This window comes from Marinococcus halophilus (assembly GCF_002265875.1).
GTDB classification, from domain to species: Bacteria; Bacillota; Bacilli; order Bacillales; family Marinococcaceae; genus Marinococcus; species Marinococcus halophilus.
In genome coordinates, this window is sequence record NZ_NPFA01000001.1 from 154,165 (window position 1) to 169,916 (window position 15,752).

General features: G+C 49.6%; 15 protein-coding genes. 4 read left to right on the top strand and 11 right to left on the bottom strand.

The window, feature by feature from the left end; translation table 11 throughout:
* Positions 1-8 precede the first annotated feature (8 nt).
* From CHL76_RS00830 to CHL76_RS00840, 3 genes are all read right to left on the bottom strand, one after another.
* Complete coding sequence (locus CHL76_RS00830; RefSeq protein WP_079474886.1) at positions 9-986, bottom strand: tripartite tricarboxylate transporter substrate binding protein; 978 nt, start codon at positions 984-986, stop codon at positions 9-11.
* Positions 987-1,138: 152 nt separating this feature from the next.
* Positions 1,139-1,819, bottom strand: coding sequence for a response regulator (locus CHL76_RS00835; protein ID WP_079474885.1), 681 nt, complete (start codon positions 1,817-1,819; stop codon positions 1,139-1,141).
* Positions 1,812-3,413 carry a sensor histidine kinase gene (locus CHL76_RS00840; RefSeq protein WP_094907561.1) on the bottom strand — a complete coding sequence of 534 codons (1,602 nt, stop codon included), beginning with the start codon at positions 3,411-3,413 and terminating at the stop codon, positions 1,812-1,814. Before CHL76_RS00840 ends, CHL76_RS00835 begins: the two co-directional genes overlap by 8 nt.
* Positions 3,414-3,588: 175 nt before the next feature.
* Between CHL76_RS00840 and CHL76_RS00845 the strand changes: the two genes are divergently transcribed.
* Entirely contained in the window at positions 3,589-5,082 is a 1,494-nt protein-coding gene (locus CHL76_RS00845; protein ID WP_094907562.1) for a UDP-N-acetylmuramoyl-L-alanyl-D-glutamate--2,6-diaminopimelate ligase, read from the top strand.
* A gap of 191 nt (positions 5,083-5,273) precedes the next feature.
* A complete protein-coding gene (locus tag CHL76_RS00850; RefSeq protein ID WP_094907563.1) occupies positions 5,274-5,564 on the top strand; it encodes a DUF3892 domain-containing protein in 291 nt (96 codons plus the stop codon).
* Between the two features lie 43 nt (positions 5,565-5,607).
* Here CHL76_RS00850 and CHL76_RS00855 read toward each other — a convergent pair whose 3' ends face one another.
* The 5 genes from CHL76_RS00855 to CHL76_RS00875 all read right to left on the bottom strand — a co-directional run bounded on the left by CHL76_RS00855 (position 5,608) and on the right by CHL76_RS00875 (position 11,007).
* Positions 5,608-6,036, bottom strand: a complete 429-nt coding sequence (locus CHL76_RS00855; RefSeq protein WP_094907564.1) for a hypothetical protein — start codon at positions 6,034-6,036, stop codon at positions 5,608-5,610.
* An 85-nt stretch (positions 6,037-6,121) separates the two neighbouring features.
* The gene (locus tag CHL76_RS00860; protein ID WP_094907565.1) at positions 6,122-7,597 is read right to left on the bottom strand and encodes a HAMP domain-containing sensor histidine kinase; all 1,476 of its coding nucleotides are present in this window, start codon (positions 7,595-7,597) and stop codon (positions 6,122-6,124) included.
* Complete coding sequence (locus CHL76_RS00865; RefSeq protein WP_079474879.1) at positions 7,581-8,279, bottom strand: response regulator transcription factor; 699 nt, start codon at positions 8,277-8,279, stop codon at positions 7,581-7,583. Before CHL76_RS00865 ends, CHL76_RS00860 begins: the two co-directional genes overlap by 17 nt.
* Positions 8,280-9,196: 917 nt before the next feature.
* Complete coding sequence (locus tag CHL76_RS00870) at positions 9,197-10,027, bottom strand: ABC transporter permease (RefSeq protein WP_094907566.1); 831 nt, start codon at positions 10,025-10,027, stop codon at positions 9,197-9,199.
* Positions 10,024-11,007 (bottom strand): ATP-binding cassette domain-containing protein, encoded by a 984-nt coding sequence (locus CHL76_RS00875; protein WP_186807331.1) that lies wholly within the window; start codon positions 11,005-11,007, stop codon positions 10,024-10,026. Before CHL76_RS00875 ends, CHL76_RS00870 begins: the two co-directional genes overlap by 4 nt.
* A 373-nt stretch (positions 11,008-11,380) precedes the next feature.
* Here CHL76_RS00875 and manA point away from each other — a divergent pair, with 373 nt between their 5' ends.
* Positions 11,381-12,346, top strand: coding sequence for a mannose-6-phosphate isomerase, class I (gene manA / locus CHL76_RS00880; RefSeq protein WP_079474876.1), 966 nt, complete (start codon positions 11,381-11,383; stop codon positions 12,344-12,346).
* Between the two features lie 48 nt (positions 12,347-12,394).
* The gene (locus CHL76_RS00885) at positions 12,395-13,027 is read left to right on the top strand and encodes a class I SAM-dependent methyltransferase (protein WP_094907567.1); all 633 of its coding nucleotides are present in this window, start codon (positions 12,395-12,397) and stop codon (positions 13,025-13,027) included.
* Here CHL76_RS00885 and CHL76_RS00890 read toward each other — a convergent pair.
* The 3 genes from CHL76_RS00890 to ggt are packed head-to-tail and all read right to left on the bottom strand — an operon-like array spanning position 13,019 to position 15,741.
* Positions 13,019-13,549, bottom strand: coding sequence for a chromate transporter (locus CHL76_RS00890; RefSeq protein ID WP_079474874.1), 531 nt, complete (start codon positions 13,547-13,549; stop codon positions 13,019-13,021). The two genes, CHL76_RS00885 and CHL76_RS00890, sit on opposite strands and share 9 nt — an antisense overlap.
* Positions 13,546-14,103, bottom strand: coding sequence for a chromate transporter (locus CHL76_RS00895; RefSeq protein WP_094907568.1), 558 nt, complete (start codon positions 14,101-14,103; stop codon positions 13,546-13,548). Before CHL76_RS00895 ends, CHL76_RS00890 begins: the two co-directional genes overlap by 4 nt.
* 24 nt (positions 14,104-14,127) lie before the next feature.
* Positions 14,128-15,741 carry a gamma-glutamyltransferase gene (ggt, locus tag CHL76_RS00900; protein ID WP_233133178.1) on the bottom strand — a complete coding sequence of 538 codons (1,614 nt, stop codon included), beginning with the start codon at positions 15,739-15,741 and terminating at the stop codon, positions 14,128-14,130.
* Positions 15,742-15,752: the final 11 nt, after the last annotated feature.

Genomic DNA, 15,752 nt, shown 5'->3' on the forward strand with positions numbered 1-15,752 from the left:
ACCCCTTTCTACTCTGTCAGACCAGCATTCGTCAGCAGTTCTTGATAAGTTTGTTCCTGTTCGTCCATAAATTGTTCTGTTTCTTCCGCGTTCATGTAGTAATCGTCCCACTGGTTGTTTTCAAGAATAGTCTGCCATTCCTCCGTCTCGACCATTTGCTGGAGACGCTCGTCCCAATAGGCAATCTCCTCCTCAGTCATATCAGGCGGCCCCATCACGCCGCGCCAGTGAGGGAAGACCAGGTCCACGCCCTGCTCTTTGAAAGTCGGCACCTCCGGCAGCTCCTCCAGGCGCTCCTCCGAAGAGACTCCTACAATGTCCAGCCGGTCGGCCTTGTACTGCTCACTTGCTTCCGATACAGACATCGTGGCAACGTCAATATGCCCGCCAAGCAGGGCTGTGACCACTTCGCCACCGCTTTCATAAACGAGAAAATCAAGCTTGGATGGATCGATTCCGTATTCCTGTGCTGCCTGAATAAATGAAAGATGGTCATCATTGCCGAGTCCCGGCGCCACGCCTATTTTTAGCGATTCCGGATCTTTTTTCAGCTGTTCCATGACAGCTTCTAAGTTGTCATAGTCTGAGTCCGGCCCAACCGCGATGGACTGCCATTCGGTGGCTAAAATCGCAAGCGGGGTAAAATCTTCGTGGGACAATTCACTTAATCCGAGTTCATTGTTTGTAAATAGGAGGCTTGAATTGACCGCAAGAGTGTTGCTATCCCTGTTTTTTAAATATTGAAATCCTACTTCGCCACCGCCACCGGGTTTGTTCACAACATTAATATCAGATTCCACCAGTTCATTATTGTTCAGCGCTCTCTGCATCGATCTCGCAGTTAGGTCCCATCCCCCTCCGGGAGTGGCTGGAGCCACAAATTCAATCAAATCCGGCGGATAGTCGCTCTCTTCTCCCTGAGACTGCTCTGCGGAACAGCCGCCAATAAAAGCAATGGATAATAACAACAGTATTATTCGTTTCAATGAGTCCCCTCCTCACACTTTTGTTTATATTATTCATCATCTTAAAGATTTTTCTGTAAATTGTAATCGTTTTCAAAATTATTCGTTTTTAATTTTTTTCGTGTATTTTGTTTATTTTGTGCACAAAAAAAGAGTTCGTCTATGAACTCTTTTTAAACTTCATAATAATGCCGTTCCGGACGCCCCACTATGCCATATTCCAATCGTGCTTCTGCGTCTCCTTCAGAAATCATAAATTCCAGGTATCTTCTCGCCGTGGTTCTCGAAGCACCTATTCTGTTGGCCGCCTGTTCTGCAGTAAGTCCTCCTCCAGCCTCGTGTAAAACCTTTTCAATTCTTTCCAGTGTTAAATAATCAATACCGGTGGGAAGTTTTCGTTTATCTGCCGCGGGTTTCATTGCAGAAGATTGCGCCATGTAATCATCGATGAACTGCTGATCCACATTTTCTACGGAATCCAGCACCGCTCTTTTCGATAAGTATTCCTTCATGGTCTGTTCAAATTTTTCGATGGTTACCGGCTTGATTAAATAATTCACGATGCCCCCGCGCAGAGACTTCTCCAAGTATTCCCGGTCTGTGGCTGCAGTAATAATGATAATGTCCATTTCTGGATAATAATGGCGGATATCTTCAAGCAAATGTATTCCCATACTATCCGGCAGATATATGTCCAGCAACAGCACGTCAGCCGCTCTATCCCGGAGCAGTGCCCACATCTCCTTCGCATTGAGGGCATGACCGGCGGATTCGAGGCCGTCGATACTTTCCAAGTATTTTTCATGCAGCATACCAATACGGTAATCATCCTCTACAATTAATGCCTTACGCATCGCGTGACTCCTCCTTTTTTATTTCTTTTGGAATAAACACACTTATCACAGTGCCTTCCTCCAGATTTGAATACACTTCAATCATCCCGCCCAGTTCATCGACTTCATTTTTGACGTTTGTCATACCATAACCGCGGTCCTCTCCTTTCGAAGATGTGCCCTGTTGAAAAAGCTCTGTCTGCAGGTGCCCGGGCATTCCCGGCCCGTTATCCTTTACCTCCATCACAATATCCTTTCCAATATCGGTGACAAAAAAACTTACTTCCCGTGTGGTCTGACCATTTACAGCCTCCATCGCATTATCAATTAAATTCCCGGCAATAATAATTAATGAAGTCAGCGTCACGTGCTCAGGCATTGCTTCCAAAGAAGATTCGGGATCAACGGTAAAACCGGTTTTCTTTTCCGAGGCCGCGGCAGCTTTTCCAAGGAGCACAGCCTGAAGCTTTTCATCCTTTATTTGGTCTACTACCATTTTCGTGTGTTTTTGCTGTATTTTAGACTCTTCTCTAAGCATTTGCTCAGCTTCAGTGTAATAACCCAGCTGCAAAAGACCCATTAACGCATAGAGCTTATTCGTAAATTCATGGGACTGGGCACGCAGGTCATCAGAATACGTTTTCACATCAGAGAACGCCTCTATCATCTGCTTCATGTCCGTTTTGTCCCTAAAGGTAAATACCCTTCCGATTCTGTTTCCATATTGGGCTATTGGGCTTTCGTTTACAATTAAGGTTTTCGAGGCAGTTATTATTTCCTCGTTTCGAATCACTTCATCCCCCTCCAGCAGCTTCTTTTTCCGGGGTGATGAAAACACTTCGTCAATCAAAAGTCCTTCCTGATTTTTTGGGAGCTGAAGAAGCTCTTCGGCAGCCCGATTAACCATCGTTATCCGGCCGCTATTGTCTACAGCAATAATTCCTTCCTGCACGGAGCTGATAATAGCCGCCCGGTCACGGTACAGTTCAGCAATCTGGTAAGGCTCGAGCCCAAGTGTATCTGAACGGATACTCCGTGAAAGCCAGACGGTGCCTGCCGCTCCAATCATCAGAACAATCAGGGAGATCACAGCTGTCCGGCCTGTTTGCCGCCATACATCTGCCCGGATAGCAGCTTTGGAATATTCAACAACTGCCGCCCCTTCCACGGAGGTATAATCCCCGTAATCAACCGAAACAGGCGCATGGCTCCGTATTATTCCTTCCTGACCTTTATCCGCTTCCCTTACATAGCTCCCTCCGAATACCAGGGCCGTATAGGCGTCCCGGGCATCAGGATTCAGATCTTCTCCACCACCTGCAATAATTTCGCTGTTCCTGTTAATTATGTACACACGGTCAGCATTTACCTGCGTGCGTATCTGCTCACTGATAACATCCGCTTCCTGCCCTTCCCCGTTTTCAAAGGCCTCTTCTACTGCAGGAAATCCCGCCACGGAACGGCTTGTTTGCAGAGCCAGCTGTCTTGCGTCATTTGTTTCCTGGCGAAGCTCATTCCATGCATAGACGCTGTTCGCCAGAACAATTACCAGCAGCAAAAGCAAAAAGACCAGAACTCCAATTTTTGTCTGCAGCTTATATTTTTTCCGGTTCAACGTGCCCCTTCTTTCATAATTAGTTTCTCCAAGCTTAGAATATCTTTTATCCTATCATAGAAAAACATGTATTTAGGAAACAAGGATTACTTTCCCTTTTCATAGGGAATGGGGTATCACACATACTTCCTGCCCCGGTAGTTGTGACTAGAAGCAGAAAGGAGAGAACAAGTAGATGAAATGGACGTGGAAAAAAAATAATTCTCTGCCTTTTCAGGACGTTTTCGGCCCGGTTGAATCGACTATCACGCATATGACTTATGATTCCCGAAAAGTCCAGGAAAACGGCTGCTTTGTCTCAATACCGGGCAAAAATATGGATGGACACACCTTCATTCCGGATGCTGTTCGTAATGGCGCATCCACCATCGTAGGAAGCGACCACGAAACATTAACCCGCTACGCTGCTTTGTTTCCGGCTGTCACATTTGTGCTGGTTGAAGACAGCAAAACAGCGATGGCTGACTATGCAGCGCATCTGCATCATCACGTTCACAAAAAAATGAACCTTTTCGGGGTAACAGGGACCAACGGAAAAACTACTGTTACCGCTTATATACGGTCAATGCTGAATAATTTAGGAGAGCCTTCGGGCATTATAGGTACAGCTGGAGTATGGTCTAAAAGCGATAAATACCCGTTTAAGCCTACCACCCCGACTACGCCGGAAGCGGCAGACCTTCATGATATTTTTGCTTCCTTTTACGATGAAGGAACAAGAACGGTAGCAATGGAGGCTACTTCTATTGCCATCGATTTAAAGCGCCTGCATGGACTTGAATTTGAGGTAGGCGTGCATACCAATCTCGTGTCTGAGCATATGGAATTTCACGGCACAATGGAAAATTATAAACGGGCAAAATTAAAATTGTTTGAGCAGTCCCGCCAGGCTGTAGTAAATCTTGATGATGACGGCATGGCACGGGACATTCTGGACATGTTCGACGGGCCAGTCTGGACATACGGCATCCGGTGCTCCGCAGACATTATGGCAAGCAACATCCGCACGGATGCAAGAGGCTCGAGTTTCCTGCTGACCGTGCAGGGACGCTCTTACTTAGCAAGAGCGCCGGTATTTGGCGAATATAATATCTCCAACATTCTTGCTGCAGTAGGCTCGTGTCTTGCTGCCGGCTACCCAATTTCTGAAATTCTATACTCTCTCCCGGATATTCAGGGTGCCGAAGGACGCTTTCAGATAGTGTCTGAGTATCCAGGAAAGCAGATCATTCTCGATTACGCCCACACGCCTGACGCATTAGAACTGGTCGTAGACACGGTTAAAAATCTTCCGCACAATCGGCTGATCCTGATGATCACCGGCATTGGTCTCCGCGATCCGGCTAAGCGGCCGAAAATGGCGGCGGTGGTAGAAGGAAAAGCGGACCATATCATCGTTTCCGTCGATCACCCCGGTCCGTATAACCGACAGCGGATCGTTGATGACGTTGCTTCAGGCTTCCAGAACCCCAGAGCAGAAAATGTATACAAAAGAAAGCACCGGGAGGACGGCATTTATACAGCACTCTCCCTGGCTGAATCCGGTGACCTGGTGGTCATTACCGGCCTCGGGTTTGGCGGCTACCAGGTGATCAAAGACCAGCATGTGCCCTATGATGAACTCGAAGTAATCGATTCTTTTTTTCAGGAAAACCGGCAGCTATCATAAATATTTTTAAAAAGGCCCGGCCCAGGAGAGCTTATCGTTCTCCTGGGCTTTTCGCTATATTATAAAATTAAGAGAAAAGCATTCGTATCTTCCCAAACATTTCGTTAATAATGTTCTCGAAAGACTTCCCCGGATTAAAATTTTATCTTTCGGGGAACACCCGTAATATGAATATGTAAAGGAGGCTTTTCATGGATTATCAAATTACTGCTGTCCATATAGGCGGCAGCCGGGAAAAAGAAGAGCATATTACGCATATACAGCTGGTCGATGGCACCGAAGAAACGATCGAAAAAGCGATCGCAAGCATTGATGAAGGCAAAGATTATTATTACCGCGTAGATGGCGGAGACAAGGTGCGTGTGGATACGGTCCATCCGGAAGACCCAAACTCACCGGCTTATCTGCGGACTCATCCAGATCAATCAACGACTGACAATCTATTAAAGCTCCCGACATTTGAACCAACTTATACCCCGTAAAAGCAGTAAAGCAGCGTACCTTCTGCGGAAGGTACGCTGCTTTTTATAATTCCTGCTTAAATGGATAAAGCCCCTCTGCTTCAGCTTCAGCAGCGTAGTTGTCTAAAATTTCTTCAAGCACATCTTCCCTATCTTTTCCTGCCACATCAATGCCGAGCACTTCAGCAGCATGCATAATTTCTTTTACCCGCACATCAGCCATCATCTGCGCTACATCCTCCGTTACCTCTACACGGTAAGCAGCGGCTTTTTCTTTCCATTCCGACAGAAGCACTTCATCAATAATCGTCTGTTCATCTTTATTTTTGGTAGCGATGCCGTAATGCTCTGCTTTTTTCATTAAATTGTTTTCCCGAATATCTGTGCCCAGCCGTTCGATTCCCATTTCACTTTTTTGTGCCGATACATTGGCCGGCAATACCACACTCGACAATATGCAAGCGGTGATTATGGCGTACATCCATTTTTTCATCAATTCAACCTCTTTTTTATACATAGAGTGTAATCTTTCTATATCGTATAAAGAGAAGATGTCAGGAAAAAGTCAAACAGAAGTTTTACATCGCATCCGTTTGTTTTTCGTGACCACCGTCTTTGTCTGATGCGTCCTGCGGCAGCTCAAATACAAACACTGTTTCTTCCGGGCGGCTCGACTGCAGATACAGATCACCGCCGAGCCCCTGGGCGATTAATTTGCTGAAAGGAAGCCCGAGCCCCAGACCGTGCACGCTGTATTTTTTGTTTTCGCCCCGGTAGAAGCGCTCGAACACCAGCAGCTGCTCCTCCTCATCAATGCCAATCCCGCTGTCTATGACTTCAATGGCTACCATATGCTCATCTTTTTCTCTGCATTGAATCGTTAAGGTCCCTTCTTTATTCATTGCTTGATTTGCGTTATTTAAAAGATTAACCATAATCTGCTGAAAGCGCATCGGATCGGTATAAACCGCATGCGTCTGCTCTCCGTAAAGCTTTTGAATAACCAGCCGGTCCGTGTCATTTGAAATCGACCATTGGTGAATAACTTCATTTAACAGCGACTCCAGCGTCAGCGGCTGCATGTCTGTCGGCACGCCCTGGGAGGAAAAGGTGTTAAATTCCAGCAGGTCAGCGATCATGTTGCGCATTCTGCCCGTTTCAGCCAGCGTCACGCTTAAGAATTCCTTTGCCTCATCGCCCGTCACTACGTCATCTTTGACTGCCTGGACCATCCCGCTGATGGACGTAACCGGTGTTTTTAACTCGTGTGTGACACCAGCAAGCAGCTCAGTCCGCATGCTCTCGAGCTGCCCCAGTCTCGTAGTCATATCATTAAAGCCAGTAACCAGTTCATCGACTTCCCGTTCCTTTGCTTCAGTATCGATGCGTATGGCGTATTTTTCTTCCTTCACGCGTTGAAAGGCTTCGGCAATCTGCTTGATCGGACGCAGCATCCGTTTGGAAAGAATGTAAATCGTAAGCCATCCCAATATCGCTAGGCTCACAAGCAGGATGCCGACTAGCTGATACTGTCCGCCCACTTTGATTAATGAATCAGCCGGCTGGACAATGACCACCCACCCTTCAAACGAACCGTTATCGTTCTGGATACGTGATTTCACCAGGTACTGTTCCAGACTCCCCTGCTGCACTTTCACCGTCTGGGGACCGGACTCGAGAAATGAATCCGGAAATACGACGGGATCCTGATAGAGAGAATTCCCAAACAACGAGTTGGAGACGATGTTTCCGTTGTTATCCACGACATAAACAAGCGGCTCTGTTTCAATATCAAAAGCCTGCTGGCGCTCGCGCACGTAGGCGGCAAGATCGGCGTTCAAGCCAATTGAATTATCTTCCGCACCGGCCAGATCCTCCGAAATTTCATCTGCCAGAAAGGAGGTAACATTCAATCCCCGTTCAAGGTTGTAGGAGCGGAGCCAGAAAAATGAAATTAAACCAATGATAATTAAGCCAATACAAAGGGTGATAAAATAACGCGTTGTCCAGTAGCGGAGCAGCGATACTTTTTTGTCTTTATTCCTCTTTAACACTGAGCTGATACCCCACTCCCCGGAGCGTCCTGATCTCTCCTTCTTCGGTCGGCCAGTTTTTCAATGACCGGCGGATCCGTTTAATGGCCAAATCCACCGCGCGGTCACTCCCTTCGTAATCAATGCCCCATACGTGAGAGATCAACTGCTCCCGGTCAAAAAACTGATTCGGGTGATTGCTCAGAAAAATAAGCAGCGACAGGTCCCGCGGGGTCAGATCCAGCTGCAGGCCATTCAGCGTCACGGAATACGCTTTTTCATCAATGACCAGGCTCCCGAACCGTTTAAGATACTGTTCTTCCTCGGAAGGGGAAGCAGTTCTGCCGCTGCGACGGAGCACCGCCTGCACACGGGCGACAACCTCGTCGCCTTCAAACGGCTTTGGAATGTAGTCATCTGCCCCGCCGTCAAAACCCTTTAAGCGGTAGTCCACGTCCCCGAGCGCGGTCAGCATAATACACGGACAGTCACTCGTGTTCCGGATATGTTCAAGCACCGCCCATCCGTCCCGGCCCGGCAGCATGACGTCAATTAAGGCCAAGTCAAACGCCCCCTGGTCGAACGCTTCTACAGCTTCATTTCCTTCATATATTTGAGTCACTTCAAAGCCCGCCTTCTGAAGGTAGGCCCGAAGCACCTGGCTAATCGATGTTTCATCTTCAATGACAAGAATCGAGCTCATACACGCTCTCTCCTTTCTCTATGTACTTTCATTATAAATCAACGAGCCACAGGAAAAAACGAGTATCCCCTGCAGGCCAGTATAAAAAAAAGCCCTCGCGGGGGAACGAGGGCGTACAGCTATATGAATCTAGGGGGTAATTCCATGAAGAGTGCACTACCCGAGTGAGTGCAGCTCTTAAGCCGAGTAATAAAACCCAGCTAAAACACAATTGGATGGTTTGCGTAGAGCCTTCGTATCCACATAGCTTTCGGCTTCTTCCCCAGTTACAGGACGATCAATCGTTGTTCTAGGGGGGTCAACATATTTAAAGTCCTGGCAACCAGCAAACTGCATATCCTCATCTTTTCTTCATGCGTGCCAGTTATCTGTTGCACTTTTCCTTTCGACAATGCAGCAAATACAGGGCGGAAGAAAACGGTGATTCGATGCCGTTTACGTGGCAACTGTATCAGAAGCCGGCTTTCACTCCGCTTTCTAAGGAAGTTGGTCATGGTGCGGCGCGGAAGTGTTTTAAGCCGTGGCGGCCTCTACATTTATTACTATAAGTGGTTTGTGTGTCAGCAAAATGTCAAAAGAAAATTTTTATAAAAAAAGTGGAGGCATGCTTTATGGAAGTCCGGCTCAGGCATCTTCGCCGAACTGACTCTCCTTCGGAGAGCCCCAACCGGCTGGCGTAAGCCTGAGGGAAGTCGTCGCCAGACGATGACATCAGGATGAAGCCAACGGCTTGAACGGCTGCATGCCGAAACTGGATTCGAAAAACGATTATTCTTATGACCACCAGTCATAACGCTGAACGGACCACAGTCGGTAACATTCGAAGCTGGACAGTTAAAAAAGTGGAGGCATGCTTTATGGAAGTCCGGCTCAGGCATCTTCGCCGAACTCACTCTCCTTCGGAGAACCTAGTCCTTCTACTTTTTATAGTACAAATACATAGTCAGAGGGGCAAACACAAGCACTAATAGAAATGAACCTACGAACACCCAACCGACCTCGGCAAAGGCGGGGTCTCCGCCCATAAATCCGCGGACAGCCACGACAAGAAACGATACCGGGTTGTTCTCCACAATCGGCTGAAGCCAGCTCGGCATTGTATCGGGATCTACAAACACATTACTGATAAAAGTTAACGGAAACAAAACCATCATGCTTGCTCCCATCAGTGATTTTTCCGACCTCATCACGAGGCCAAGCGTCGTCCAAATCCAGGAAATGCTGAAAGCAAATACGAGCAGTATGCCTACGCCCAGCAGAACACCGACCAGCCCGCCCTCCGGCCGGAAGCCAAGGATAAAGCCGAGCGTAAGCATAATCGCAGACGCAATCGAATACCTCACAAGATCCACGAGCAGCGCCCCGACAAGAACGGATGGCCTCCAGACCGGCAGGGTCCGGAAACGGTCGAATATACCTTTGGTAATATCGTTGTTTAATTCGATGCCTGTGTACATCGTAATGCTAACGACGGTCAATACCAGCACTCCCGGCAGCACAAACTGCAGATAGGCTTCCGTCGATCCGGCAAGGGCCCCGCCAAATAAATAGGTGAACATAAGCAGGAAGATAATTGGAAAAGCAGTAATATCAAACAGCTGCTCGGGCACATATTTGATTTTCAGAAGCATTCTGCCGCCAAAGGTCAGTGACGCCGAGACCGGGCCTGCGTTTTTTGGACGTTCACTGGTCGAAACTGCGGCACGGAGAGCATCCTGCTGGTTAAAAGGAACCTGTTTTTTATTCATCCTTCCGCCTCCACTTCTTCCTCTTCGGCTGAGCGTCCAGTCAGCGTAAGAAATACTTCATCCAGGCTCGGTTTGCCTACGGAAAAATCCGAAACAGCGACACCGGCTTTATTTAATTCATCGAGTATTTGTACTGCCAGGCTGTTCTCTGCAACCTGGGCCGTCAATCCCGATCCGTTAAAGGAATAATCCACAGCTGTCCCAAGCTTCTGCTGCAACAGTTGAGCAGCGAGCGACCGCTGCCCGGGATCCTGAAGACGGACATGCAGCTTACCCACCCCTACTGACGCCTTTAGTTCGCCGCTTGTGCCCTCTGCAATTACCTTCCCCTGATCAACTACTGCGATCCGGTCTGCCAGCTGGTCTGCTTCATCTAAATACTGGGTCGTTAAAAGTACCGTGGTGCCTGTGTCCACAAGCATCCGTATAATATCCCAAACCTGATTGCGGCTTCTTGGATCAAGGCCTGTCGTTGGCTCGTCTAAAAATAGCAGATCCGGCGTTACGACAATACTTGCAGCAATGTCTATGCGGCGCTGCATCCCGCCGGAATATTGCTTTACCTGCTTTTTCGCTGCTTCTTCAAGCCCGAAAGCCCGGAGCAGCTCGTACGCCCTTGCTTTTGCCTGCGCTCGTGTAAAACCCATCAGCCGCCCGATTAAATGAAGGTTTTCCATACCGGATAAATCCTTATCCACGGAAGCAAACTGTCCGGTCATACTGATTCGCTTGCGAATGTGCGCTGCCCCTCCCACTACGTCGTAACCGAATACCTCTGCCCGGCCCCCGCTTGGCTGAAGAAGCGTTGCAAGCACCCGGATGACTGTCGTTTTCCCTGCTCCGTTCGGACCGAGTACGCCGTACACTGTTCCAGCCGGCACCTTCAAATCGACACCGTCTAATGCCCGCGTGGTTCCAAACGTTTTCTCCAAGCCTTTGACTACTACAGCCATTCGGGGCTCACCGGCTTTATTATCCATTACTGTCTCCTCCTTATTGGTTATCTGCAGGTTCTCTCCTTTCTTATTATCATAGCACTGCCCCCCTGCCCGGACTTCTTTTCGATTGCTATAAAAACATATGTTCGCATTTTTTTGTCATGGATGTTTTCCCAAAAACGTTCCTACGGCTTTGTTCCTGCTTTCTGCCTTAGTGCCAACCCAAACCAGGCACCCTCCCGTTTTCTGGATCTTCACTATATCTTATAATAAAATAGGCTGCCGCAGGCATTTCCGCTGAAGCCGGCAAAAGTTTACACAGGGATTTTCATGAAACAATTACGCAGGAATTGCAAAGCACCCGTCTCTTTGTCATATTAAACAAGAGAGACATAACTACAAACGGAGGCTGACTATGGATCAATTTATCTTTTTTCAACCAATTTTTCAGGAACGTATCTGGGGCGGAGATAAACTACATACCCAGTTTCACTACGATATCCCCTCATCTTCGACCGGCGAAGCCTGGGTATTTGCCGCCCATCAAAATGGTTCAAGTGTCGTAGCAAACGGCTCCTATGCGGGTAAAACACTCATGGATCTCTGGCAGGACAAAAGGGAGTGGTTCGGTTCGCTTAAAGGCGACCGTTTCCCGTTGCTAACAAAAATTCTTGATGCGGCTACGGATCTCTCGGTGCAGGTGCATCCTGATAACCAGTACGCCGCCGCTAACGAAAACGGCGAATACGGAAAGACCGAGTGCTGGTACGTGATTGACTGCAATGAAGATGCCGAGCTTATACTCGGCCACAATGCCGACAGCCGCTCGGAGGCCACCGAACTCATCGCCGCCGGCGAATGGGACGCTTTTTTACGGAAGGTCCCGGTAAAACCCGGTGATTTTGTTTATGTACCAAGTGGCACGATGCATGCCATTGGCGAAAGCGTGCTAATTCTGGAAACCCAGCAGAACTCAGATGTCACTTACCGCGTCTATGACTATGACCGGACCGACAGTGAAGGAAACAAGCGGGATCTTCATCTGCAGCAGGCGCTCGACGTTACGCAGTTTCCTCACGAAGATGCCAAGGTGGAGCCTTCCATGGAATCTGACGGCGAGGCAGAAGTCACCACATTTGTGGAAGAAGACTACTTTTCCGTTTACAAATGGGATGTACACGGTACAGCTTCGTTCACGTGCGAAGCACCGTTTCTGCTCTGCAGCGTTATTGAGGGCAGCGGTACAGTCGATAACCTGGTCGACAACGCGCCCATCCAAAAAGGCGATCATTTTCTCGTCCCGAATCACGTGACCGACTTTACGATTGACGGCAACGTAACCTGCATCGTCTCCCATCCGAATGCTTCGCTTCAATCCTGATAAGTACAAAAAACCACCTTCTGCGTGCCGGAAGGTGGTTTTGTTATAATGGAAAAAACAAAGATTGGCGGCGATACAATGAACGTATTCCCTCTACTGTATACTCCGATCATGCAGCCGGTGGAAAAGCATTTCCTCCATGCGCTCCGGCAGAAGCATCTTCCGTCCCTGAACGGCCACGTACTCGAAATTGGATCCGGTCCCGGCGCAAGTTTTCCTTACTACCGGGCTGCCACCAAAGTAACGGCCATCGAGCCAAATGACCGGATGCGCCTGCTGTCTCTGCCTGCGCAGCTGCGCGCGCACGTCCCGATTCGCACGCTCGGCGCTTCGGCTGAACGACTGCCCTTCGAGGAAAACACCTTTGACAGCGTCGTCTGTACACTCGTGCTCTGCTCTGTGGAAGATCCGGTCCGGGTGCTGCAGGAATTGAAGCGAGTATGTAAACCCGGTGCCACAGCCTACTTTCTTGAACACGTCCAGATGGCCCACCCTGCCGCAGCCCGGCTGCAACGCAGTATAACACCGGTATGGAAGCATTTTTGCGACGGCTGCCATCTTGATCGTCCCACGCATTCGTATATTGAACAGGCTGGATGGAGCATTACCCACACGGAGGCTTATTTGCAAGGGTTCCTGCTTTCCATGCAGGCCGGCCTCCCTTCAGGACCGTCATCCTAAAAACAACATGCCGTATATGATAGCAAAAACAATAACCAATGCGGGGTGCAGCTTCGTTTTTTCAAGCAGCAGGTAGCTTGCCACAAGCATCCCGGCTGTCTGCCAGCCGCCAGCACCATCCCAGGCGCTGGTGAAAAACTGCAGCGTTAAAATACCCAGCAGCACACCGATGACCGGGCGGACATAGGCAGTGAGCCGTTTTACCTTTGGCGAGTTCCGGTATTTGTACAAAAAGCCCATAAGCACCACCATTAAAATTAGCGAGGGGGCGACAGTGGCGAACAGGCCGGCAGCGAGCCCCGGCCACCCCGCGACTTCATACCCGATGTAGCCGGCCATTTTTGTGGCAATCGGCCCGGGCAGGGCGTTACTGATAGCCAGTACTTCACTGAATTCACTCACACTCATCCATTCGTACCGATTCACCACCTCGTGCTGAATAAGTGGAATAGACGCCGGTCCGCCCCCGTAGCCAAGAATGCCTGGAATAAAAAATGCCATAAAAACCTCTAAGTAAATCATGCGGAGGCGTCCTCCTCTCGTTTAGCAGCATCCTTCTGCATGAGCGCGGCAATCAGAAGCACGGCGATGATGATCGCCGGATGCACACCGAAGACTCCCAGTACTACAGCGGCTCCGATAATAAAAAGAATCGTTTTTCCCCAGCCCAGGTCACTTCCGGATTTTTTAATAAATCCCCACGTCAGTACTCCCATCAGCACCGTCACCACCGGGAGCACTCCGTTGGCGAGTCCGTTTACCCACGAGGAATCGCGGTACTGCGACAAAATGCTGAAAAACAAAATCATTAACAGCGCGGTGGGAGCAACGATTGCTGTCGCTCCGTTCAGCGCCCCGAGAACGCCGCCCCGGCTGTAACCGATATAACCGGCAAGCTTGGTGACGATCGGCCCCGGGAGCGTATTGGCAATCGCAAGCGTATCGCCGAATTCTTCAGCACTCATCCATCCGTAGTGCTCCACCACTTCTTTTTGTACAAGCGGAATCGACGCCGGTCCCCCTCCGTAGCCAAAAATACCGACCCGGAAAAAAGCCAGAAAAATTTTCCACTGCATCTCTTTCCACCTCTTCTCTCTTTATTACCAGGCAGCTATGCTGCCGTCTGTGCGTGATTCACTGCCCCCACAGAGGACTCCGGTTTCCGGGTCTCTCCAAATAATCTGGCCGCGGCCAAAGCTTGAAGACTCTGTTTCTATTTTTACCGTATGGCCTTTCCGGCTCAGCGCCTGGGCGGTCGCCGCAGAAAACTCAGGCTCCACGGTGATCAGGGTTTCCCGCTTCCACTGCCACCGCGGAGCGTCCAGGGCAGCCTGCGGATGAAGACCGAAATCAATGGTATTCATGATCATCTGCATGTGGCCCTGGGGCTGCATGAATTCCCCCATGACTCCAAACGGGCCAACAGCTTCGTTTCCTTTCGTCAAAAAGCCGGGAATGATGGTATGATACGGCCGCTTGCCGGGCATCAGCCCATTGGCATGCTTTTCATCCATGGAAAAATTATGCGCCCGGTTGTGCAGGGCGATACCGGTCCCCGGCACGACCATCCCCGAGCCGAACCCCATGTAATTGCTTTGGATAAACGATACCATATTGCCTTCCCCATCTGCGGTCGCGAGGTACACCGTCCCACCGCTGTATGGGTCCCCTGCTTCAGGAACCTTCGCTTCGTCTCCAATTTCACTTCGCCGGGCTTCTCCGTAAGTATCTGCAAGCAGCTCTTTGGTAGTCCGGGACATGGCCTCCGGCTGGGCAACGTATTTCTTTCCATCGACAAACGCAAGCTTCATCGCCTCCATCTGATGGTGAAAAGTATCGATGCTGTCGCGCTCCTGAAAGTTATATCCTTTTAAGATGTTCAAGGCCATTAAAGCAACAATGCCCTGGCCGTTCGGCGGCATTTCCCAGACGTCATAGCCTTTATAATGCACCGAAATCGGCTCCACCCATTCCGGCTTGTACAACGCCAGGTCCTTGGAGCGCAGATAGCCGCCCTGCTCTTTCAGGTAAGCGTCCATTTTTTTCGCCAGGTCCCCGCGGTAAAAAGATTCTGCCTTTGTGTCAGCAATTTCCTTTAACGTGGATGCATGCTTACTGGAGCTCCACAGCTCCCCTGCCTTTGGAGTGCGTCCTTCCGGGGCGAATATCCGGCTCCAGTCGGCAAATACAGTTGGATCAAGCTCCTCTTCCAGCGTTTGAAAGGCAGAATTCCACAGCGTGGCGAGTGTAGAAGCCACCGGGTAGCCTTCCTCAGCGTAAGCAACAGCCGGGGCGATTAACTCAGAAAAGGGAAGCCTGCCAAATGCCCGTGACAGCTCCGCCCATGCGGCCGGCGCCCCTGGCACGGTAATAGGCACCGGGCCCCGTTTTGGCATTTCATCGTAGCCGTCTTTATACATTCCCTCGATGGAAAGTGCCTCCGGCGCATAGCCGCTGGCATTCAGGCCGTGAAGCTCACCATCCATCCAGACAAGCGCGAAAGCGTCGCCGCCGATGCCGTTGGATGTTGGCTCGAGCACGGTCAGGCTAGCTGCCACAGCAACGGCCGCATCCACAGCATTGCCTCCTTTTTTTAGAATGTCGAGTCCCACCTGGGAAGCGAGCGGCTGCGAGGTGGCAATCATGCCTTTTTTGCCGTACGTTGGTGTGCGATAGGATGCGTAAGGATGATGGTGCGGATCAAATGAAATCATAGTAATCGCTC

What these genes read in the sequence shown, in the direction of transcription:
- CHL76_RS00835 (WP_079474885.1), bottom strand. Translation starts at nt 1,819, where the DNA reads ATGCGTAAGGCATTAATTGTAGAGGATGATTACCGTATTGGTATGCTG.
- CHL76_RS00845 (WP_094907562.1), top strand. Translation starts at nt 3,589, where the DNA reads ATGAAATGGACGTGGAAAAAAAATAATTCTCTGCCTTTTCAGGACGTT.
- CHL76_RS00850 (WP_094907563.1), top strand. Translation starts at nt 5,274, where the DNA reads ATGGATTATCAAATTACTGCTGTCCATATAGGCGGCAGCCGGGAAAAA.
- CHL76_RS00855 (WP_094907564.1), bottom strand. Translation starts at nt 6,036, where the DNA reads ATGAAAAAATGGATGTACGCCATAATCACCGCTTGCATATTGTCGAGT.
- CHL76_RS00865 (WP_079474879.1), bottom strand. Translation starts at nt 8,279, where the DNA reads ATGAGCTCGATTCTTGTCATTGAAGATGAAACATCGATTAGCCAGGTG.
- CHL76_RS00870 (WP_094907566.1), bottom strand. Translation starts at nt 10,027, where the DNA reads ATGAATAAAAAACAGGTTCCTTTTAACCAGCAGGATGCTCTCCGTGCC.
- CHL76_RS00875 (WP_186807331.1), bottom strand. Translation starts at nt 11,007, where the DNA reads ATGGATAATAAAGCCGGTGAGCCCCGAATGGCTGTAGTAGTCAAAGGC.
- manA (WP_079474876.1), top strand. Translation starts at nt 11,381, where the DNA reads ATGGATCAATTTATCTTTTTTCAACCAATTTTTCAGGAACGTATCTGG.
- CHL76_RS00885 (WP_094907567.1), top strand. Translation starts at nt 12,395, where the DNA reads ATGGAAAAAACAAAGATTGGCGGCGATACAATGAACGTATTCCCTCTA.
- CHL76_RS00890 (WP_079474874.1), bottom strand. Translation starts at nt 13,549, where the DNA reads ATGATTTACTTAGAGGTTTTTATGGCATTTTTTATTCCAGGCATTCTT.
- CHL76_RS00895 (WP_094907568.1), bottom strand. Translation starts at nt 14,103, where the DNA reads ATGCAGTGGAAAATTTTTCTGGCTTTTTTCCGGGTCGGTATTTTTGGC.
- ggt (WP_233133178.1), bottom strand. Translation starts at nt 15,741, where the DNA reads ATGATTTCATTTGATCCGCACCATCATCCTTACGCATCCTATCGCACA.